At 69.2% G+C, this 20,240-nt stretch carries 17 protein-coding genes; 9 read left to right on the top strand and 8 right to left on the bottom strand.

The window, feature by feature from the left end; genetic code table 11:
• The first annotated feature begins 252 nt into the window (after window positions 1-252).
• The 4 genes from dnaK to RCP80_RS20935 are packed head-to-tail and all read left to right on the top strand — an operon-like array spanning window position 253 to window position 4,354.
• The gene (gene dnaK / locus RCP80_RS20950; protein WP_308479501.1) at window positions 253-2,106 is read left to right on the top strand and encodes a molecular chaperone DnaK; all 1,854 of its coding nucleotides are present in this window, start codon (window positions 253-255) and stop codon (window positions 2,104-2,106) included.
• Window positions 2,103-2,726: a nucleotide exchange factor GrpE gene (gene grpE, locus RCP80_RS20945; RefSeq protein WP_308479500.1), complete on the top strand. Its 624-nt coding sequence runs from the start codon at window positions 2,103-2,105 to the stop codon at window positions 2,724-2,726. The genes dnaK and grpE overlap by 4 nt, the downstream gene beginning before the upstream one ends.
• Before the next feature lie 44 nt (window positions 2,727-2,770).
• Window positions 2,771-3,949: a molecular chaperone DnaJ gene (dnaJ, locus tag RCP80_RS20940; RefSeq protein ID WP_308479499.1), complete on the top strand. Its 1,179-nt coding sequence runs from the start codon at window positions 2,771-2,773 to the stop codon at window positions 3,947-3,949.
• 6 nt (window positions 3,950-3,955) lie between these two features.
• Entirely contained in the window at window positions 3,956-4,354 is a 399-nt protein-coding gene (locus tag RCP80_RS20935; protein ID WP_308479498.1) for a heat shock protein transcriptional repressor HspR, read from the top strand.
• Here RCP80_RS20935 and RCP80_RS20930 read toward each other — a convergent pair.
• Both RCP80_RS20930 and RCP80_RS20925 read right to left on the bottom strand, forming a co-directional pair.
• Window positions 4,351-5,514 carry an FAD-binding oxidoreductase gene (locus RCP80_RS20930; RefSeq protein ID WP_308479497.1) on the bottom strand — a complete coding sequence of 388 codons (1,164 nt, stop codon included), beginning with the start codon at window positions 5,512-5,514 and terminating at the stop codon, window positions 4,351-4,353. The two genes, RCP80_RS20935 and RCP80_RS20930, sit on opposite strands and share 4 nt — an antisense overlap.
• An 11-nt stretch (window positions 5,515-5,525) precedes the next feature.
• The gene (locus RCP80_RS20925) at window positions 5,526-6,512 is read right to left on the bottom strand and encodes an ABC transporter permease (protein WP_308479496.1); all 987 of its coding nucleotides are present in this window, start codon (window positions 6,510-6,512) and stop codon (window positions 5,526-5,528) included.
• 104 nt (window positions 6,513-6,616) lie between these two features.
• Here RCP80_RS20925 and RCP80_RS20920 point away from each other — a divergent pair, with 104 nt between their 5' ends.
• Window positions 6,617-7,255, top strand: a complete 639-nt coding sequence (locus tag RCP80_RS20920) for a TetR/AcrR family transcriptional regulator (RefSeq protein WP_308479495.1) — start codon at window positions 6,617-6,619, stop codon at window positions 7,253-7,255.
• Window positions 7,256-7,259: 4 nt separating this feature from the next.
• On the opposite strand, the gene RCP80_RS20915 is transcribed toward RCP80_RS20920, so the two are convergent.
• A complete protein-coding gene (locus tag RCP80_RS20915) occupies window positions 7,260-7,901 on the bottom strand; it encodes a CYTH domain-containing protein (protein ID WP_308479494.1) in 642 nt (213 codons plus the stop codon).
• Between the two features lie 58 nt (window positions 7,902-7,959).
• Window positions 7,960-8,628, bottom strand: a complete 669-nt coding sequence (locus tag RCP80_RS20910; protein ID WP_308479493.1) for a GAP family protein — start codon at window positions 8,626-8,628, stop codon at window positions 7,960-7,962.
• 196 nt (window positions 8,629-8,824) lie between these two features.
• On the opposite strand from RCP80_RS20910, the gene clpB reads away from it, so the two are divergent.
• The 4 genes from clpB (at window position 8,825) to RCP80_RS20890 (ending at window position 13,613) form a co-directional block, all read left to right on the top strand.
• Entirely contained in the window at window positions 8,825-11,371 is a 2,547-nt protein-coding gene (clpB, locus tag RCP80_RS20905; RefSeq protein WP_308479491.1) for an ATP-dependent chaperone ClpB, read from the top strand.
• Between the two features lie 85 nt (window positions 11,372-11,456).
• A complete protein-coding gene (ttfA, locus tag RCP80_RS20900) occupies window positions 11,457-12,224 on the top strand; it encodes a trehalose monomycolate transport factor TtfA (RefSeq protein WP_308479490.1) in 768 nt (255 codons plus the stop codon).
• A gap of 26 nt (window positions 12,225-12,250) precedes the next feature.
• On the top strand, window positions 12,251-12,796 hold the full coding sequence (gene pyrE / locus RCP80_RS20895) for an orotate phosphoribosyltransferase (RefSeq protein ID WP_308482964.1): 546 nt from the start codon (window positions 12,251-12,253) through the stop codon (window positions 12,794-12,796).
• Window positions 12,789-13,613 carry a hypothetical protein gene (locus RCP80_RS20890; RefSeq protein ID WP_308479489.1) on the top strand — a complete coding sequence of 275 codons (825 nt, stop codon included), beginning with the start codon at window positions 12,789-12,791 and terminating at the stop codon, window positions 13,611-13,613. The genes pyrE and RCP80_RS20890 overlap by 8 nt, the downstream gene beginning before the upstream one ends.
• Here the strand turns inward: RCP80_RS20890 and RCP80_RS20885 are convergent.
• Genes RCP80_RS20885 through RCP80_RS20870 form a run of 4 tightly spaced genes read right to left on the bottom strand, consistent with a single transcriptional unit; the run spans window position 13,602 to window position 19,709 of the window.
• The gene (locus tag RCP80_RS20885) at window positions 13,602-15,455 is read right to left on the bottom strand and encodes a bifunctional diguanylate cyclase/phosphodiesterase (RefSeq protein ID WP_308479488.1); all 1,854 of its coding nucleotides are present in this window, start codon (window positions 15,453-15,455) and stop codon (window positions 13,602-13,604) included. The two genes, RCP80_RS20890 and RCP80_RS20885, sit on opposite strands and share 12 nt — an antisense overlap.
• A 2-nt stretch (window positions 15,456-15,457) precedes the next feature.
• Window positions 15,458-17,578 (bottom strand): Rv1355c family protein, encoded by a 2,121-nt coding sequence (locus tag RCP80_RS20880; protein ID WP_308479487.1) that lies wholly within the window; start codon window positions 17,576-17,578, stop codon window positions 15,458-15,460.
• Window positions 17,575-18,984, bottom strand: a complete 1,410-nt coding sequence (locus RCP80_RS20875) for a cytochrome P450 (RefSeq protein WP_308479486.1) — start codon at window positions 18,982-18,984, stop codon at window positions 17,575-17,577. Before RCP80_RS20875 ends, RCP80_RS20880 begins: the two co-directional genes overlap by 4 nt.
• Window positions 18,981-19,709: a hypothetical protein gene (locus RCP80_RS20870; RefSeq protein WP_308479485.1), complete on the bottom strand. Its 729-nt coding sequence runs from the start codon at window positions 19,707-19,709 to the stop codon at window positions 18,981-18,983. The genes RCP80_RS20875 and RCP80_RS20870 overlap by 4 nt, the downstream gene beginning before the upstream one ends.
• Window positions 19,710-20,240 lie beyond the last annotated feature (531 nt).

Here is a 20,240-nt window from a genome sequence, read left to right as displayed (position 1 = left end):
GAGCGCAGTTTCATCCGGCAGGTCGGCGTTTCGCGGATGAAATCGCACTGTCGCGGGGTGCCGGGGGAGCGGCGGGGTCGCGGCGACGATCGCGCGGGGGCACCGGGAACAAATCCCGCGACCGACCCGTTGGGGGTATTGATAACTTGAGTGCATCAGACTCAACTATGAGTTGACAAGCAGGCGTCAGCGGTAGCAGGCTTGAGCGAGGTTCACTCAGATCCTATTGAAGCTATACAGGAGGCAGTAACTATGGCTCGTGCGGTCGGAATCGACCTCGGGACCACCAACTCCGTCGTCGCCGTGCTGGAAGGCGGCGACCCCGTGGTCGTCGCGAACTCAGAGGGCTCCAGGACCACACCGTCGGTCGTCGCATTCGCGCGCAACGGTGAGGTGCTGGTCGGCCAGCCCGCCAAGAACCAGGCGGTCACCAACGTCGACCGGACCATCCGTTCGGTCAAGCGTCACATGGGCACGGACTGGTCCGTGGACATCGACGACAAGCATTACACCCCCCAGGAGATCAGCGCCCGCGTGCTGATGAAGCTCAAGCGGGACGCCGAGGCCTACCTGGGCGAGGACATCACCGACGCGGTCATCACCGTGCCCGCGTACTTCAACGACGCCCAGCGCCAGGCCACCAAGGAAGCCGGCCAGATCGCGGGCATGAACGTCCTGCGGATCGTCAACGAGCCCACCGCGGCCGCGTTGGCCTACGGCCTGGACAAGGGCAGCAAGGAACAAACCATCCTGGTCTTCGACCTCGGTGGCGGCACGTTCGACGTCTCGCTGCTGGAGATCGGCGACGGTGTCGTCGAGGTCCGCGCCACCTCGGGTGACAACCACCTGGGCGGCGACGACTGGGACGACCGCATTGTCGAATGGCTGGTCGAGAAGTTCAAGGGCACCTCCGGCATCGACCTGACCAAGGACAAGATGGCGATGCAGCGGCTGCGTGAGGCCGCTGAGAAGGCCAAGATCGAGCTCAGCTCGGGTCAGTCCACCTCGATCAACCTGCCCTACATCACCGTCGACGCGGACAAGAATCCGCTGTTCCTCGATGAGCAGCTGACGCGCGCGGAGTTCCAGAAGATCACTCAGGATCTGCTGGACCGCACCCGCAAGCCGTTCCAGCAGGTGATCAAGGACGCCGGCGGCTCGATCTCCGAGGTCGACCACGTGGTGCTGGTGGGTGGTTCCACCCGGATGCCCGCGGTCACCGAACTGGTCAAGGAGATGACCGGCGGCAAGGAGCCCAACAAGGGCGTCAACCCCGACGAGGTGGTGGCGGTCGGCGCCGCTCTGCAGGCCGGCGTGCTCAAGGGCGAGGTGAAAGACGTTCTGCTGCTTGACGTCACACCGCTGAGTCTCGGCATCGAGACCAAGGGTGGCGTGATGACCAAGCTCATCGAACGCAACACCACGATCCCGACCAAGCGCTCGGAGACCTTCACCACGGCCGACGACAACCAGCCGTCGGTGCAGATCCAGGTGTACCAGGGTGAGCGTGAGATCGCGGCGCACAACAAGCTGCTCGGCAGCTTCGAGCTGACCGGCATCCCGCCGGCCCCGCGCGGTGTCCCGCAGATCGAGGTCACCTTCGACATCGACGCCAACGGCATCGTGCACGTCACGGCCAAGGACAAGGGCACCGGCAAGGAAAACACGATCAAGATCCAGGAAGGCTCCGGCCTGTCCAAGGAGGAGATCGACCGGATGATCAAGGACGCCGAGGCGCACGCCGAGGAGGACCGCACCCGCCGGGAAGAGGCCGACGTCCGTAACCAGGCCGAATCGCTGGTCTACCAGACGGAGAAGTTCGTCACCGAGCAGCGCGAGGCCGAGGGCGGCTCGCAGATCCCCGAGGAGACCCTCGCAAAGGTCGATGCCGCGGTCGCCGACGCCAAGACGGCGCTGGCGGGCACGGACATCGCCGCGATCAAGACCGCGATGGAGAAGCTCGGCGAGGAATCGCAGAGCCTGGGCCAGGCCATCTATGAGGCCACCCAGGCTGAGCAGGCCGCCGGCGACGGCGGAGCTGCCGGCCACGCGGACGACGACGTGGTGGACGCCGAGGTTGTCGAGGATGACCAGGAGCGCAAGTGAGTCAAAACGATCCGCACGAGCCGGTGACCGTCACCGACAAACGGCGCATCGATCCCGAGACCGGTCAGGTACGTGAGGCGACCGCCGGCCCGGCCCCCGAAAAGGGGTCGGAGCCGGCGGCGGCCGCGGGCAGCGCGGAGGAGGACAAAGCCGCCGAGCTGATCGCCGATCTGCAACGCGTGCAGGCCGACTTCGCCAACTACCGCAAGCGGGCCCTGCGCGACCAGCAGGTGGCCGCCGAACGGGCCAAGGGAGCGGTGGTCGGCCAGCTGTTGCCGATTCTCGACGACCTCGACCGCGCCCGCAGCCACGGTGATCTGGAGACGGGGCCGCTCAAGGCGGTCTCCGACAAGCTCCTGGACACCCTGGAGGGGCTGGGGCTCAAGGGATTCGGTGAAGAGGGCGACGAATTCGATCCCGACCTGCACGAGGCCGTGCAGCACGAGGGAGACGGTTCCAAGCCGGTGATCGGGACGGTCATGCGCCGCGGTTACAGGCTCGGCGAGCAGGTGCTGCGGCATGCCATGGTCGGTGTCATCGACACCGACGACAACCCCGACACGACCGCGGAGGACACCGAACCTCCCGCTGCGGATCCGGATGGACCCGCAGAATCGTAGATGAGACGACATCGAGATGAACACCGGTAAGGAGGTGACGCGCAGTGGCTCAACGCGAGTGGGTTGAGAAGGACTTCTACAAGGAGCTGGGCGTCACCTCCGACGCCAGCAAGGATGAGATCAAGCGCGCCGCGCGCAAGGTCCTTGCCGAGCACCACCCCGATCGGAATCCCGGTAACCCGGCGGCCGAGGAGCGGTACAAGGCCGCCTCCGAGGCCAAGGAAGTGCTGACCGACGACGCCAAACGCAAGGAGTACGACGAGACCCGTCGGCTGTTCGCGGGCGGCGGCTTCGGCCGCCGGTTCACCAACGGGGGTCCGGGATTCGGTGGGTACGGCGCCGACGGGACCGAGTTCAACCTCGGCGACCTGTTCGACGCGGCGGGGCAGACCGGTGGCACCAACATCGGCGACCTGTTCGGCGGGTTGTTCGGCCGCGGGGCGCAACCGCGGCCCAGCCGTCCGCGCCGGGGCAACGACCTGGAGACCGAGACCCAACTCGACTTCCTCGAGGCCACCAAGGGCGTGGCGATGCCGCTGCGGCTCACCAGCCCGGCGCCGTGCACCAACTGTCACGGCAGCGGGGCGCGGCCGGGCACCAGCCCCAAGGTCTGCGCCAGCTGTAACGGCGCCGGCGTCATCAACCGCAACCAGGGCGCCTTCGGGTTCTCCGAACCGTGCACGGAATGTCGCGGCAGCGGCTCGATCATCGAGCATCCGTGCGATGAGTGCCGCGGTACCGGCGTGACCACCCGCACCCGCACCATCAACGTGCGCATCCCGCCCGGTGTCGAGGACGGTCAGCGTATTCGGCTGGCCGGTCAGGGCGAAGCGGGACTGCGCGGGGCGCCCTCGGGCGACCTGTATGTCACCGTGCATGTGCGCCCCGACAAGGTATTCGGCCGCAACGGCGACGACCTGACGGTCACGGTCCCGGTCAGCTTCGCCGAATTGGCGCTGGGCACCACCCTTTCGGTGCCCACGCTGGAGGGCAAGGTCGGCGTCCGGGTGCCCAAGGGCACCGCCGACGGGCGCATCCTGCGGGTGCGTGGCCGCGGCGTGCCGAAACGCAGTGGCGGCCACGGTGATCTGCTGGTCACCGTGAAGGTCGCGGTGCCACCGAACCTCGAGGGCGAGGCGCTGGAGGCCCTGGAGGCCTACGCCGCGGCCGAACGCGCCGGCGGCTTCGATCCGCGGGCCGGCTGGGCCGGGAATCGGATGTGATGTTCGATGTCGGCAACTGACGATGCTCGACGCAAGGAATCGGCCACGTTCCTGATCTCGGTGGCCGCCGAACTGGCCGGTATGCATGCGCAGACGCTGCGCACCTACGACCGGCTGGGGCTGGTGTCGCCGCGCCGCAGTTCCGGTGGCGGCCGCCGTTATTCGGAGCGCGATGTGGACCTGCTGCGCGAGGTGCAGCGGTTGTCCCAGGACGAGGGCGTCAATCTCGCTGGTATCAAACGGATCATCGAACTGACCAACCAGGTCGAGGCGCTGCAGTCCCGGATCGCCGAACTGGCCGAGGAACTCGCGGCCGCGCGCGCCAGCCAGCGCCGCGACCTGGTCGCCAAGCCCGCGACCTCCACCGCGGTGGTGGTTTGGCAGCCGCGCCGGCCGCGGCGCTAGCCGAACGGCGGGTCGTACTGAATGCGCTCCGCCGGAGCGCCTTTGGCGATCAGGGCGGACTTGGTGGCGGCCACCATCGCGGGGCTGCCGCTGATCAGGATCTGCCGATCGCCCCACCCGCCGTAGCGGGTCACCACCTCCGGTAGCAGCCCGGTCTGGCGCACGTGCAGGCCGCGCGGCGGCGCCACATCCGGGTAGTCGGCGGCCCACGGCGGGTCGGTCGCGTACTCGCTGACCGGGGTGACCGACAGCCATGGATTGTGCGCCGCGACCTGCCACAGGGTCTGCAGGTCGTACAGTTCGCAGGGATAACGGGCGCCGAAGAACAGGTGCACCCGCGGATTGACCCCGAACCGGGACATGTCCATGATCATCGCGCGTAGCGGCGCCAGGCCGGTGCTGCCGGCCACCATCAGGACGTCGCCGCCGTCGCGGTCGAGTTCCAGCGCGCCGTGCGGGCTCGACACCGACCACTGGTCGCCCGGCCGGGTCTCGGCCACGATGGCGTTGCTCACCAGTCCGCCGGTGACGGCGCGGATGTGGAACTCGATCCGCCCGTCGGGCAGGGCCGGAATCGCGGGGGACAGGTACCGCCAGCGCCGCGGGCATTGCGGCGTCTCGACCTTGACGTACTGGCCCGGCAGATAGTTCAGCGGGTGGTCGAGTTGCAGCCGGACCACGGCCAGATCCCGCGACACCCGATGGTGCTCCAGCACCGTGCCCTGCCAGCGGCCCGGGCCGGGCTCGGCCTCGGCCGCCCCGCTCATGACCCCCGCGATGAAGTTGATGGCCTGGCGGGCCGCGTCGTCGACCTCATCGGTCCACCGGTCGGACAGGTCGCTGCTCAGCGTCGCGTACAGGGCATGCGCCAGGGTTTCGTAATGCTCCTGCGTCACACCGTATTTACGGTGGTCGCGACCCAGCTGGGCCAGGAAGGCCACCGGTTCCTCGGCGCGCTGGGCGATGAATTCGGTCAGCACGAAGTCCAGCACCTGACCGAACAGCGCGCGTTGGCCCGCCATGTCCGGCGGGAACAGGTCGCGCACCGGCGGGTCGATCGCGAACCAGCAGGTGTAGAAGCGCCCGATGAGTTCGTCGGCGTCGGGCCGGGTGACCGCGGTGTGCAACACCGTCAACGCAGCGCGATCTTCCAGGCCCACAATGCCCGATCCTATGCGTCGCTGCGCCGATCCCTCAGTGCGGCGATGGCGATGAGCGCCACACCGACCAGCACCCAGCAGCCCAGCACGATGATCGCGGTGGTGGCGCGCGGTTCCGGGAAGGCGTCGCCGAAGTAGGCCGTCGAGCGCAACAGCGTCGCATTGGCGCCCTGCGGCAGCAGCTGGCCGAAGGTGCCCCAGCCACCCGGCAGCAGTTCCGGGGCGCTGTTGATCCCCGAGAGCGGATTGCCGACCAGCACCGCCAGCACCGCGCCGACGCCCAGGCCGATGCGGCCGAACAGTGCGCCCAGGCCCAGCACCGCGAGGCCCATCGCGGCGATCCCGAGGCTCAGACCGGCGGTGACACCCCAGAAGTTGGTGTCGATGGCGTCGAACAGGTAGCGCATCAACGCGGCGATGGTGACCGCGGCCACCACGGCGAAGGCGACCATGGTGCCCAGCTGCAGCCACGGCCGGCCCGCGAAGGCGAACACCAGGGCGATGGCCGGCAGCAGGCCGGCCAGCGTGAGCGGCAACGCCGCGGCGGCCAGCCCCACGCCGCGCGGGTCCCCGGCGGGTAGCGGTGCGAGGTCCTCGGTGCGCACCGGCAGGCCGCTGCGTTCGCCGATTGAGGTGCCGATCTGGGTCAACACCCCGGCGATCATGGGGCTGGCACCCGAGGCCACCAGCACGGTGGGACCCTGCGGTCCCACGGCCAGTCCGCCGTAGGCCTCCCGGTTTTCGATGGCGGCGCGCAGCGCACCGGGGTCGGCGAAGCCCGTGACGGCGAAGCCACCGGGGGCGCGCTCGGCGAGCGCCAATTCGATCTGCGCGACCGCCGGCGGCGGTCCGGCCACCCCGATCGGGACGTCGTTCGGGGCGGACCGGGTGGCGGGCAGCGCGAACGCGACGAAGATCACCGCCAGCACGACTGTGAGCACGACGATGAGTCCGACGGCCTTGGCGGCCGCGGGCGGTTCGTGGGGTTGCGTGGTCATGGCGGACTCCCGGGACGGTATTCATCGGCTGTTGAAATCCTTTCAGCGAGCGTAACCCCGCCGCGGACTGTTTTCAACAGCCGGTGAAATGTTACCGTCGGCGGATGGGCTCACCTGCTGAAAAGCCACGGCGTGGCCGCCGGAAGGGCGCCTCGGTGTCGCGGGAGCAGGTGTTGCTCGCCGCGAAGAAGCGCTTCGCCGAGCAGGGTTACGCAAAGACGACGCTGCGTCAGGTGGCCGCCGACGTGCAGGTCGACGCCTCGATGGTGCTGTACCTGTTCGGGTCCAAGGACGAGCTCTTTCGCGAGTCGATGCGGCTGATCATCGACCCGCGGGTATTGGTCGCCACAATCGCCGAGTCCCCGCGCCAGGAACTCGGTGTCCGGGTGACCCGGACCTATCTAGACATCTGGGACCGCCCGGAGTCCGGCCCCAGCATGGCCACCATGCTGGCCTCGGCCACCTCCAATTCGGATGCGCGCGAGGCATTTCGAGAATTCATGCGGGACTATGTGCTGGCGGGCGTGGCCGGCGCGCTCGGCGGCGGTCCCGACACCCGGCTGCGGGCCATGCTGGCCGCGACCAACCTGGTGGGCACCGCGATGCTGCGGTATGTGATGGCGATCGGCCCGCTGGCCGAGGTGAGCACCGACGAGGTCGTTCGAATGGTCGCGCCGAGCGTGCAGCGCTACTTGACCGGGAGCCTCGACGAACTGGGTATCCCGCAGGGTTACCGGGCGTGACGCGCTAGCGGCGATCGCTGGGCCGGTTGCCCTCGAACTGGTTGTGCCCCAGCGTGTCCACGAAGACCGGACCGCGGCGCTCGAGCTCCCTCAGATAGTCCGCGGCCCAGGCGCCGAACGGCCGGTGCGCGAGGTACTCGTTGCGGAAGCGGTGGTCCTCGGACAGTTCGGTGGCGCAGAAGGATGGGATCTCCAAATCGACCACGGGACCGCCCCGTTCGACCTCGGCCACCACCAGCGGGGCGTTAGCGCCCAGGAAACGGTCGATGACCCAGCCGTCCTGCCCGAGCCAGACCGAATACCGGATCTTGGCCACCACATGGTCGGACCGGCGCACGATCTCGCCGGCGACCACCGGGTCGAGTTCGCGTTCGGCCTCGTACCGGGTGCCGCCGATCGCGGGGCCCTTGGTGGTGATGGTGCCGATCGAATCCGGGCCCAGGGCCGCCACGAGTTTGCCGGGGTTGGAGCCCAATTCGGCCGGGGCCGAGCCGTGCACGCGGACCCGCACCGCGTAACCGTCGGCGGCGAACAGGTACGCCTGCACGATCAGCGTGGGTGTCGGGTCCGACGCGGCCAGCACGGGTAGTTCGCGAACGAAGAACTTCCGTTCGAACTCGAAATCTCCGGAACCGGTATCGGACATGGCTAGACGTTAGCCCGCCGCGGGCCCGTTGGTGCGGCACCGCCGCGGCGGCGAGCCGTCACAGCCCGTGCATGCCCTTGTAGAGCACCATCAGCCCGATGACGATCAGGATCCCGGCGACCAGGGCGGAGTTGTGCTGCTCCATCCACGCCTTGAGCTTGGCCAGCGCCGGGTCCAGGCGCTGGCTCCAGATCGCGTAGCCCAGGATCGGCAGCGCGACGGTGGACGCCGAGGCCGCCACGAACACCGCGGCCGCGATCCAGCTGGCCGGACCCAGGGCCGCCGTCCCGATCGCCAACCCGGCTGCGGCGCAGATGAACAGGACTTTGGGATTCACCACGGTCAGCAGCGCGCCCAACGCCAGGGCCTTGACCGGTGTCGCAGCGGTGAGGTGGCGCTGGCCGGGCATCTGATGCGGCTTGCTGTGCCGGGTGAACCAGCGGAACAGTCCGAAGACGATCAGCGCCGCACCGACGGCCACCCGCGCCCAGGACGCCCAACCGGGCGGCTCCTCGCCCATGCCGCCGAGCATGCTGGAGACCCCGATGAACGCGGCGGTCAGCGCGCTCAGCCCGATCAGCCAGCCGGCCATGAATGCCAGCCCGGCCGGGCGCGGTCGCGGGCTGTGCAGCACCAGGACCGCCGGGATGATCGACAGCGGCGAAAGCGCAATCACCACCGCGAGCGGGATGAGGTCGAGCAGGGCGGAACCGAAGCCGGGGCGCACGGGAGAGAAGGTAGCGGTTATGGCCCCGGTTGTGCGGCACGACCCGAGTTTTGCGGCGGGTCGGGGATGAAATCGCGCCCGCCGCGAAAAAAGAGCTAAAGTTGAGCGGAACAGACTCAACCTTGACTACGTTGAGTAGGGCGAGAAGCATTTACCGGGCCACCTGACGGCCCTTCTAGGAGAAAGTGAAGGTGACGTGGACTCGTTCAACCCGACCACGAAGACCCAGGCGGCCCTCACCGCGGCCCTGCAGGCCGCCACCGCCGCGGGTAACCCGCAGATCACACCCGCGCATCTGGTGTTGGCGCTGCTGACGCAGAACGACGGCATCGCCGCGCCGCTGTTGGAGGCCGTCGGTGTCGAACCCGCGACCATCCGGGTCGAGGCGCAACGCCTGCTCGACCGGCTGCCGACCGTCAGCGGGGCGAACACGACACCGCAGCTGAATCCGGAGGCCATCGCGGCCATCTCGGTGGCCCAGCAGCTCGCCACCGAGATCGACGACGAATACGTCTCCACCGAGCATCTGCTGGTCGGCCTGGCCACCGGCACCGGCGACGTCGCCAAGATGCTCACCGGGCACGGCGCCTCGCCGGAAGCCCTGCGTGAGGCGTTCGTCAAGGTTCGCGGCAGCGCCCGGGTGACCAGCCCGGACCCCGAGGGCAGCTACCAGGCCTTGGAGAAGTACTCCACCGATCTGACCGCCCGCGCCCGCGAAGGCAAGCTGGACCCGGTCATCGGTCGAGACACCGAGATCCGTCGGGTCATCCAGGTGTTGAGCCGGCGCACCAAGAACAACCCGGTGCTCATCGGTGAACCCGGCGTCGGCAAGACCGCCATCGTCGAGGGGCTGGCGCAGCGCATCGTCGCCGGCGACGTGCCGGAAAGCCTGCGGGACAAGACGGTCGTCGGCCTGGACCTGGGCTCGATGGTGGCCGGCGCGAAGTACCGCGGCGAGTTCGAGGAGCGGCTCAAGGCCGTCCTGGACGACATCAAGAACTCGGCCGGACAGGTCATCACCTTCATCGACGAGCTGCACACCATCGTGGGTGCGGGCGCGACCGGCGAGGGCGCGATGGACGCCGGCAACATGATCAAGCCGATGCTCGCCCGCGGCGAGCTGCGCCTGGTCGGTGCGACCACGCTCGACGAGTACCGCAAGTACATCGAGAAGGACGCCGCGCTGGAACGCCGGTTCCAGCAGGTCTACGTCGGCGAGCCGACGGTCGAGGACACCGTGGGCATTCTGCGCGGCCTCAAGGACCGCTACGAGGTCCACCACGGCGTGCGCATCACCGACTCCGCGCTGGTGGCCGCGGCCACGCTCAGTGACCGCTACATCACCTCCCGGTTCCTGCCGGACAAGGCCATCGACCTGGTCGACGAGGCCGCCTCCCGGCTGCGCATGGAGATCGACTCGCGCCCCGTCGAGGTCGACGAGGTCGAGCGCGTGGTGCGGCGGCTGGAGATCGAGGAGATGGCGCTCGCCAAGGAAGAGGACGAGGCGTCCAAGGAGCGGCTGGACAAGCTGCGGTCCGAGCTGGCCGACAAGAAGGAACAGCTGGCCGAGCTGACCGCCCGCTGGCAGAACGAGAAGAACGCCATCGACATTGTGCGCGAGCTCAAGGAGAAGCTCGAGGAGCTGCGCCGGGAGTCCGAACGCGCCGAACGCGACGGCGATCTGGCCAAGGCCGCGGAGCTGCGCTACGGCCGCATCCCGGAGCTCGAGAAGCAGCTCGACGCGGCGCTGCCGGCCGCCGAGGCCCGCGAGGACGTGATGCTCAAGGAGGAGGTCGGTCCCGACGACGTGGCCGACGTGGTCGCGGCGTGGACCGGGATCCCGGCCGGCCGGATGATGGAGGGCGAGACCGCCAAGCTGCTCCGGATGGAGGACGAGCTGGGCAAGCGCGTCGTCGGGCAGAAGCGCCCGATCGCCGCCGTCTCCGACGCGGTGCGTCGCAGCCGGGCCGGCGTCGCCGACCCGAACCGGCCCACCGGCTCCTTCCTGTTCCTCGGCCCGACCGGGGTCGGCAAGACCGAGCTGGCCAAGGCGGTCGCGGAGTTCCTGTTCGACGACGAGCACGCCATGACCCGCATCGACATGAGCGAATACGGCGAGAAGCATTCGGTGGCGCGCCTGGTCGGGGCGCCGCCGGGCTACATCGGCTACGACCAGGGCGGTCAGCTCACCGAGGCCGTGCGGCGGCGCCCCTACACCGTGGTGCTGTTCGACGAGGTCGAGAAGGCGCACCCGGACGTGTTCGACGTGCTGCTGCAGGTGCTCGACGAGGGTCGGCTGACCGACGGTCAGGGCCGCACGGTCGACTTCCGCAACACCATCTTGATCCTGACGTCGAACCTGGGGTCCGGCGGCAACGAGGAGCAGGTGATGGCGGCCGTGCGCTCGGCGTTCAAGCCCGAGTTCATCAACCGGCTCGATGATGTGCTGATCTTCGACGGGCTCAACCCCGAGGAACTGGTCCACATCGTCGACATCCAGCTGGCCCAGCTGCAGAAGCGGCTGGCGCAGCGGCGACTGACGCTGGAGGTGTCGCTGCCGGCCAAGCAATGGCTGGCGCACCGCGGCTTCGACCCGATGTACGGCGCCCGGCCATTGCGCCGGCTCGTGCAGAAGGCGATCGGCGATCAGTTGGCCAAGATGCTGCTCGCGGGCGAGGTGCACGACGGCGATACGGTGCCGGTGAACGTCAGCCCGGACGGCGACAGCCTTATCCTGGGTTGAGGTCGCACCGGTCTGAACAGGGTGTAACTGGGTTGTGACCGGCAGCCGTTCTCGGATCCGGCCCGAAACAGATAGGCTAGGCGCAATGGTCCCGCTCTGGTTCACGCTGTCCGCGCTCTGTTTCACAGGCGCGGGGGTGCTGCTATATGTCGACATTGATCGGCGTCGGGGACTCGGTCGTCGTCGGAAGTCGTGGGCTCGGTCGCACGGATTCGACTACGAGCCCGAGTCGACCGAGATCCTCGAACGCTGGAAGCGTGGCGTCATGTCGAGCGTCGGCGAGGTCACGGCCCGCAATGTGGTGCTCGGACAGATCCGCGGTGAGGCGGTGTTCATCTTCGATCTCGACGATGCCGCCACCGTCATCGCGCTGCATCGCAAGGTCGGCACGAGCGTCGTGATGGACATGCGACTCAAGGGTCTCAACGAGCCCCGGGAAAGCGACATCTGGCTGCTGGGTGCCATCGGCCCGCGGATCGTGTACTCCACCAACCTCGATGCCGCGCGGCGGGCCTGCGACCGCCGGATGGTCACCTTCGCCCACACCGCGCCGGATTGCGCGGAGATCATGTGGAACGAGGAGAACTGGACGCTGGTCTCGATGCCGATCTCGAGCACCCGCGCGCAGTGGGACGAGGGACTGCGCACCGTCCGGCAGTTCAACGACCTGCTGCGGGTGCTGCCGCCGACCGCGCAGCGCGCGATCGCCGCGCCGCGCCGCAACGCGGCACCGGGACGGCCGCTGGCCACCGCGCCGGGCGCCCGGCCCGAGCCACCCGCCCGACCGGTCGACCCGGTCCGACGGCCGGCCCCGCCGCACAACGTCAGGCAAGCCCCCCACTACCAGCGTTAGCAGCCGCCGTGACGCTCACACCCGAATTGACGGCTACCGACCGCGCCGAATTGGCCGCCCTGGTTCGTGAACTCTCCGTGGTCCGCGGCCGGGTGGTGCTGTCCTCGGGGCAGGAATCGGACTACTACGTGGACCTGCGCCGCTCCACCCTGCAGCATCGGGCGGCCCGGCTGATCGGTTCGCTGATGCGGGAACTCACGGCGGACTGGGATTACGTCGCGGTCGGCGGGCTGACGTTGGGCGCCGATCCGGTGGCCACCGCGATCATGCACGCGCCGGGCCCTCCGGTGGACGCGTTCGTGGTACGCAAGTCGACCAAAACCCATGGCATGCAACGACTCATCGAGGGATTCGATGTCGCTGGACAGCGGGTGCTGGTGGTCGAGGACACCAGCACCACCGGTGCCTCGCCGCTGACCGCGGTCCGCGCGGTCCGAGAGAAGGGCGGCGAGGTGGTCGGCGTGGCCACCGTTGTCGACCGCGCTACCGGGGCCGCTGAGATCATCGAGGCCGAGGGGCTGCCCTACCGCAGCGTGCTCAGCCTGGATGATCTCGGGCTGGCCGATGGCTGACGGACACCGCCGCGGGAGGCGCTCGGCGCCCGAGCCACAGCATCAGCCCGAGTATTCGGATGACTCCGACGGTTTCGCCTGGGATGACGCCGTCGACGTGGTCTGCGTCGGCCTGAGCCCGGTCGCCGCGGCCGCCGCGGTGGCCGCCGCGAACCTCGGCTGGCACGTGTGCCGGGTGCGCCCGGCGCGGGAACTCGTCGGGGACAGCGCCGAGTATCTGCGTCAGGTCACCGATGACGTGGTCCCGGTCGAACCCGACGACCGGACCCATTCGGTGCCGCTGCGCCGCATCACCGGTCCGGCCCCAAGCGACCGCGAATTTCCCATCGGGACAGTCACTTTCGTCGGGTCGGCACTGCGCAGCTGGGCCGCGCAGTGCATCGACGCGGTCGGTGGCGTGCTGTCCACGGAGGTCGCGGACCCGCGGCTGATGACCCGCTACCACGGCGTCGGTGCGGACATCGAGGCGTTCCCGGTGGGTGCCGTGGACTTCGGGGCCGAGCCGGTCTCGGTCGGGGACTGGCTCGCCGACGAGATGGCTCGCCACGACATTGCGTCGAACCCGGCCGATGTGCTGGTCGAGCTGGTATTCGACGACGGTCGGGTGGTCGGGGTGGTGCTGGCGACCGAGGTGGGCACCGAGTTGGTGCGCGCGCGCCGCGGGGTGGTGATGGCGCTGCGCGAGGACGTGACCGAGCTGTCGTGGCCGTCCGAGACCACCGGCGCACGCGCGGAGCTGGCCTTCGTGACCCGGCCCGCGAGCCGATTCGGACGGCTGGAGTTGCTGTCCGCGGCGCCGGAGTCGCTACCGCGGTAGCGGCTCGGCAGCGGGGAAGGGCAGTTGGATACGTCCCTGCGCCAGTAGGGCTTCCATGGCCGGGCCTTCCAACGGCTTCGAGAGCAGATAGCCCTGTGCCCGGTAGCAGCGCTGCTCCAACAGGGTTTGTGCGCCCGCGACGGTCTCGACGCCCTCGGCCACCAGGTCGAGTCCGAAGGCCTCCGCGAGCGCGATGATGGCCCGCACGATCGCCAGATCCCCGGCGCTGTTGCCGAGGTCGCGAACGAAGCTGCGGTCGATCTTGAGGGTGTCGACGGGCAGCGACTTCAAATGGGACAGCACGCTGTAGCCGGTGCCGAAGTCGTCGATGGCGATCTGCACCCCGACCTCCTTGAGGGCCGCGAGGGTGATCCGGGTGGCCTCGATGTCCTGCACCACCAGACTTTCGGTGAGCTCGAGGCAGACCGCGTTGCCGGGCAACCCGAACTCGCTCAGGATGCCCTCCACGGTTTCGGCGAACCCGGCGGCCACCAGTTGCACGGGGGAGACGTTGATCCGGAGCACGGCGTCGAGTCCCACGCCGCCGGCGCGCCACCGGCGAAACTCCGCGCACGCGGTGCGGAGCACCCAGCGGCCCAATTCGCCTGCCAGGTTGATGGATTCGGCCACCCCGATGAAGGAGTCGGGAAACAGTAGTCCGCGGGTCGGGTGCTGCCAGCGCACCAGGGCCTCGGCCGCCAACACCTCGCCGGTGCGCATGTCTATCTCGGGGAGATAGTGCAGTACCAGGGCATCGCCCTCGATGACGCCCTGCAGGTGCAATTCGACGTCGTTGCGCAGCGCCGTGCGCAACTCCATGTCCTCGGTGAAGACGCTGACCGCGTTGCCGCCGGAATCCTTGGCTTCCAGCACAGCTTGGTCGGCGCGGCGCAACAGGTCCGAGGCCGAATGCTGGCCCGGATTTCCCATGGCCACACCGATACTGACGGTGCGGGACAACAGTTCGCCGTCGACCGCGACCCGCTCGCTCAACGCGGTGTGCAGCCGGTGGGCCAGCTCCTGGGCGGCCGCGGGGGACATGGTCGCCACCGGCACCACCACGAACTCGTCGCCGCCGAGCCGGGCGATCAGGCAGTCCGACCCGGTCTCCTGGCGCAGCCGTTGGGCCGAGACCTGGATGAACTTGTCGCCCGCGGTGTGGCCCAGGTAATCATTGACGGATTTGAGCCGGTCGAGGTCGAGGAACAACAACGGCACGGGCTCGGTCTGGCCGGGTTGCAGCCGGTCCTCGAGATGAGCGATCAGATTGCGGCGGTTGTAGACCCCGGTCAGGTCGTCGTGTTCGGCCAGGTACCGCAGCTGCTGCTCGGCCTTGATCCGGGCCTGCACCTGCGCCAACAGGGACGCGATGGCCTCCAGCGCGTTGAGTTCCTCCTGGGACCAGCGCCGGTCACCGAACTTGACGAAGCCGAGCACCCCGGTGGTCAGATCACCCGACACCAGCGGTGCCGCGGCCATCGAGCTGTGCGGCACGCCCCCGCCGCCCTCGATGGTCTGCTGGTATTCGTCGGTGTTCGGTTCGGGGCGGAACACCTGCGGTTTCTTGCCGTGCTCGGAGATCGCGAACACCGGGTCGGCATCGGCGAAGTAGATGACGGCAAGCGGATCCGGATCGGGCACATAGGGTCTCGGTGGCCACTCGGCGACGAGGATGGACGCCTTGATGTCGTGATCGTTGCGCCGCAGAAAGCTCACGTCGACGCCGAAGTAGGCCACCAGGTCGGCCAGGATGCGTTCGATCACCGGGATGACGTTGGCCGAATCGGCCGCCATCAGCTGGGTGGCCACCGACGTCACGACCAATTCGAGACTGCGCGGCATCCTCACCTCTCCGGTCGATGGGACAGCGTCAGGGCCCGGCGCCGGCTGCGCCCCGCGGTGGGCGGCGCCGCGGCGAATCTGAGCAGCAGGATCAGGCCCGCATCGGCGGGAACCCCGACCAGCCGGCGGAACCGGCCGGACAGTTCGTGCAGGTGCGGCGCGAAGTCGGCCGAAACCTCCTGCAGTTCGTCCTCGTCATGGGCGTGCAGGAAGACCGGCGAGATCGGTTGCACCGCAAGCCCCCGGGCCGCCGCGGCAATCCACACCGCCTCGGCCGCGGCACCGCCGCGCGCGTAGTCGCCCAACGTGCGCCCGTCGACCCACACCACGCCGAGTCCGGAGCTGACCCGGATCCGCTCGCCGACCTCGTCGCCGAGCGCGGATCCGGCCTCCCAGTCGGCCAGGTGGGCCATCACGTCGGGCCGGCGCAGCACCTCCAGGACCGCCAGGTCGCTGTCGTCGAGACCGAGCAGTCCCACCTCGATGCCCGAGTCCGGTTCGGGGTCTGCGGGCCAACGCAATTCGCTGATCATCTCGTGGTGCAGCCGCGGCGTCAGGTACCGGATCCGGTCGGTGGCCGCGAGGATGTCGATCAGTGCCTCGGTGTCGGCCCCGGCGGCGATCATCTGCAGCCGGGCCCCCTCGGCCAGGGCCGCGGACTGCAAGTCATCGAGGGCGTCGCGGTCCAATGCGCCGCCCGCGCCGCGGTTGCGGTTGGTCTCCCGGTGCCACATCGCCTCGTACTGGTCGGCCAGCGCGGCGTCCTCGCCGGGTTCGAGCCGCAGCGTCGCGGTCAGCGGGTCCTGCTGCCAGCTGAGCGGGCCCAGCATTCGGTGGGCCGCCGCGGCGACGCGCGCGTTGAACACCGCGGCGCCCACGGCCACCGCGCTGCCGCGGTGGCCGACGTCGATGGTCGCCCGATAGTCGGGATTCAGCCGCACCGACACCGAATCCGGTTGCGTCACAATCCGCCACGGCTGCGCATTGCCGCCCGAGGGGGCGCGGTTGGCCGCCGCGGCGATCCGCGCCACCACGTCGGCGGGCACCTCCGGAGGCTCGGGTGCCGGCGTGCCGGTGGGGTCGGGGACCGGCGGGGGCTCGGCGAGTCCGTCCAGTGCGGCGCTGACGTCGACGCGGGTGCGCCCGGACGGCAACGGCTCGCCGAGGCCGAGGCGGCGCACCGCCTCGGCGACCGTCGTCGCCCCGAGCACCACGTCGGCGGCCAGCTGCGGCCAGGTGGTCAGGGTCCTGCCGACCTCGACCATCGACGCGGCCGCGCGCGCCGAGGCCCGCGGCACGTCGAGATGCCCCAGCATGTGCGGGATCTTGTCGCGCGCCGACATCCCGGCGAGCGTCTCGGCGTCGACCGCCCCCAACAGGCCGTGCAGGATGGGCCGTTCGGGTTCGAGGTCGAAGCGTTCCACGTCGATCAGGCCGCGGTCGCTGGTGGCCATCAGCACCGGCACCCGGTGCCGTCGGGCGACCTCCCGGACCACGGCCTTGATGTCGAGCGAATCGCATTCCTCGATCACCACGTCGAGTCCGTCGACGAACCCGTCCACGGTGTCCCGGGTGACCCCGGCTGGCAACACCGTGACTGGGAGGTAGGGATCCAGTTCGGCGATCCGCCGCGCGGTCACCACCGCCTTGTTGACGCCGAGATCGAGCACCGTGGCCGGGACCCGGTTGAGGTTGGACACCTCCAGCAGGTCGAAGTCGGCCAGCCGCAGCTGCCCGCAGAGTCCCTGCGCGGCAAGGGTGTGTGCAATGACATGACCGACGCTGAGGCCGGCCACCCCGATCGACAGCCGGCCGAGCCGCTGCTGCTCGGCGGCCGTGATCAGGTTCCGGTTGCGGTCCAGGCGCAGCGTCCGGAACGCCCGGGGCCCCAGCAGGCCCACGACCGTCCGACGCCACGGGTAGTGCACCCAGCGGTGCCGCTCGCCGAGCACGTCGTCCCCGGGTGGCGGGCGCAGCTCATGCAGCCCCGCCAGTTGCGCCGACCGATGGTCGAGGAACTCCACGGCGGGGTCGCCGCGGAGCCGGGCCAACGCATCCCGGTCCTCGGCGACGTCCTCGTCGAGGATGACCGGCCGCCATCGGGTGGGGTCGGAACTACTCATCGGCGCCTGCGCAGCCGGGCCGGGATGGGGCCGTCGGCGACCAGCGTGAAATGGACGGCGAGCGGAAAGGTGTCCTCGAGCGAATCGATTTCGACCTCCCGGATCAACATCGCCAATGCCAGCGTCGCCTCCATCATCGCGAAGTGGTCGCCGATGCAGGACCGCGGCCCCCCACCGAACGGCAGATACTGCCAACGGTCGCGCCCGGCGGCCCGGCCCGGCGCGAACCGGTCCGGGTCGAAGACCAGCGCGTTGTCCCACAACGCCGGATCCCGTTGCACGGCCATCCGGCCGAACGCCAGGGTGGTGCCGGCCGGCACCCGGTACCCGCCGACGTTCAGGTCGCGGGTTGCCGTGCGGGTGCCGGTGGGCGCCGGTGGGCACAGCCGAAGCGCCTCCTTGACCACCTGGCTGGTGTACTCCAGACCCGGCAGGTCGGCGCCGGTGAGCATCCGATCGCCGAGCCGGTGCACCTCATCGGCCATCCGCTGCTGGATGTGCGGATTACGCCCGAGCTGCCAGAGCGCATAGGTGAGGGTGGTGGCGACGGTGTCATGGCCGGCGAACAGGAAGATGATCAGCTCGTCGCAGATCTCCCGGTCGGTCAACCCGCGGCCGGTGACCGGGTCGGTGGCCGCCATCAACGCCTGCACCAGCGGCGCCTCCCGCTCCGGCTGGGCCCGGCACTGCTGCAGGATGTCGTTGGCCAGGCCGTGCAACTCGGCACTGGCGCGGTGTGCCCGACGTCGCGCCGACGTCGGTAGCCACCCGGGCGCCCGGACCGGCCGCAGGGCGCGGCGCACCGCGTAGGTCAGCGTCGTCTGCAGATGCTCCTCGATGGCCTCGGTCCGGTCGGCCAGGTCGATGCCGAAGACCGACCGGCCCAGCGCCCGCATCGTCAGCTTCCGGGATTCGGCGCCCAGGTCGATCTCGGCGCCGTGCTGCCAGTCGCGGACGACGGAGTCCGCGGCCGCGGTCGCGTGCGTGCCGAGCTGTGCGATGCGCTGCTTGGTGAACACCGGCTGGATCGTGCGGCGCCGCGGCAGCCACCGGTCGTGCGGCAGATTCACCAGATTCTCCCCGAGGATCGCGCGCAGTTCGGCGAACACCGGTGACATCTTGTCGACGGTGCCGTCGCGCACACCGAGCACATCCCGGATCGCCTGCGGCGAGGTGGCCAGCACGATGGGCGACATCAACCACCGGGGCGCCAACACGATCCGGGTCACCGGACCGCCCGCGTCCCGCAGGATCTCGGTGCCGGTGTGATAGGACTTCACCGCGGCCAGGCGCTGCCGGTAGGGCAGCGGATTGCGCGGCGCCGCCGGCAAATCCGCGATCGCGGGGGTCCGCTCGGGCGCCGGGACGGTGCGCGGCGCCAGCAGGGGTTCGAGTACCGCGGTCATGCCGACGCCCCCTGGCTCAGGGTTTCCCGACGCAGCATGGCGGTCTCGCGCAGGATCTTGGCGACCTGCTCGGGCTTGGCGTGGTTGGCGAAGGTGCTGCGGTCCCACCACATCATCGTGGTCTCGTACCGGTCGTCGGGATACGGCGTCGGTGGGATGTGGGCGGCGACCACGCCGCCCGAGGATCGCCACCGGTCCAGGACGTAGGCCGCGGCGGTGGCCATGCAGAACTGGATATCCATCACGGCCATCGCATGGAAGCCGGACCGGGCGATGGCGCGGGTCAATGCGCGGGCATGGCCCGGCTCATCGGTGACCCACGCGGACTTCATCTCGAGGATGCCGAACGGGGCGCGGTCGTCGATCATCTTGCGCACCGCCGGCAGCCCCGGCTGGCCGGCCCACTCCACCACGGCGTGGGAATCATCGGCATCGATCAGCGGACCCTTGGCGCGGACACCGGCCACGATGCGCTTGTTGCTGTCAATAGCTACGAAGAACAGCGCGGTGTCGCTACCGTCTTGGATTTCCTCGATGTCAAGCGCGCATTCGACACCGTGTTTACGGTAGCTGTAATCGGCTCCGGCGAGGTATTCCTGCCACAGCGCCGGTTCGTCCCCCGGCCGGGCAAGCACCAAAGTGCACTCCGTGTCGGGGTCCCACCAGTGGGCGCTGGATTCGAGGCGCACCGATGGGGCGTGCAATTCGGTAAGCTGATGATTCACGGCTTTCCTATCTGTCGGTCAGTCCGGCACCGATGTTGCGCGGAGCTGAGTTCTTCTTTGCGAGTACCCCGACCCGTTTTATTGCTACCCATAATTATCTCGCGAACCGCCGTCGAGGCTGGGTCATTCTTGCTGATCAGACCCACCGTGGGGCGAAAGTGCAGATGACGTCCTCATGAATACGGGCAATTGATTAGCGGAGGTATCGATTTCGCGGCGAAAACTTTCCGAAATGGGTGTCCGCGGTCCAATTTCCAACCAGCCATTGTGGATTTGCCCAAATTGCACGAGCGCGTACAACTTGCGCCCCGGGGCTGTCGCGGTGGGCCGCCGGCCGCCGAGACGCGGTGGCGCGAGTTTTCTCGGCGGCGCCCGAGCGGCAGGCGTTCGGCGCCATCCCGCGCTGTGCGCTGGATCGCCGCGAGGGGTCGGATCGCGGCGAAATTTGGGCTCGGTGAAAATTTGCGATCGATGCATCCGCAACGCCGGTAAAATTTGCTGGAAGGTGCGGTGCCGGGGCGCGGAAGTCGG

The organism is Mycolicibacterium sp. MU0053, from assembly GCF_963378095.1.
Taxonomy (GTDB): domain Bacteria; phylum Actinomycetota; class Actinomycetes; order Mycobacteriales; family Mycobacteriaceae; genus Mycobacterium; species Mycobacterium burgundiense.
Note: the sequence above shows the minus strand (reverse complement) of the source record. Positions and strands in the feature narration are given on the sequence as shown.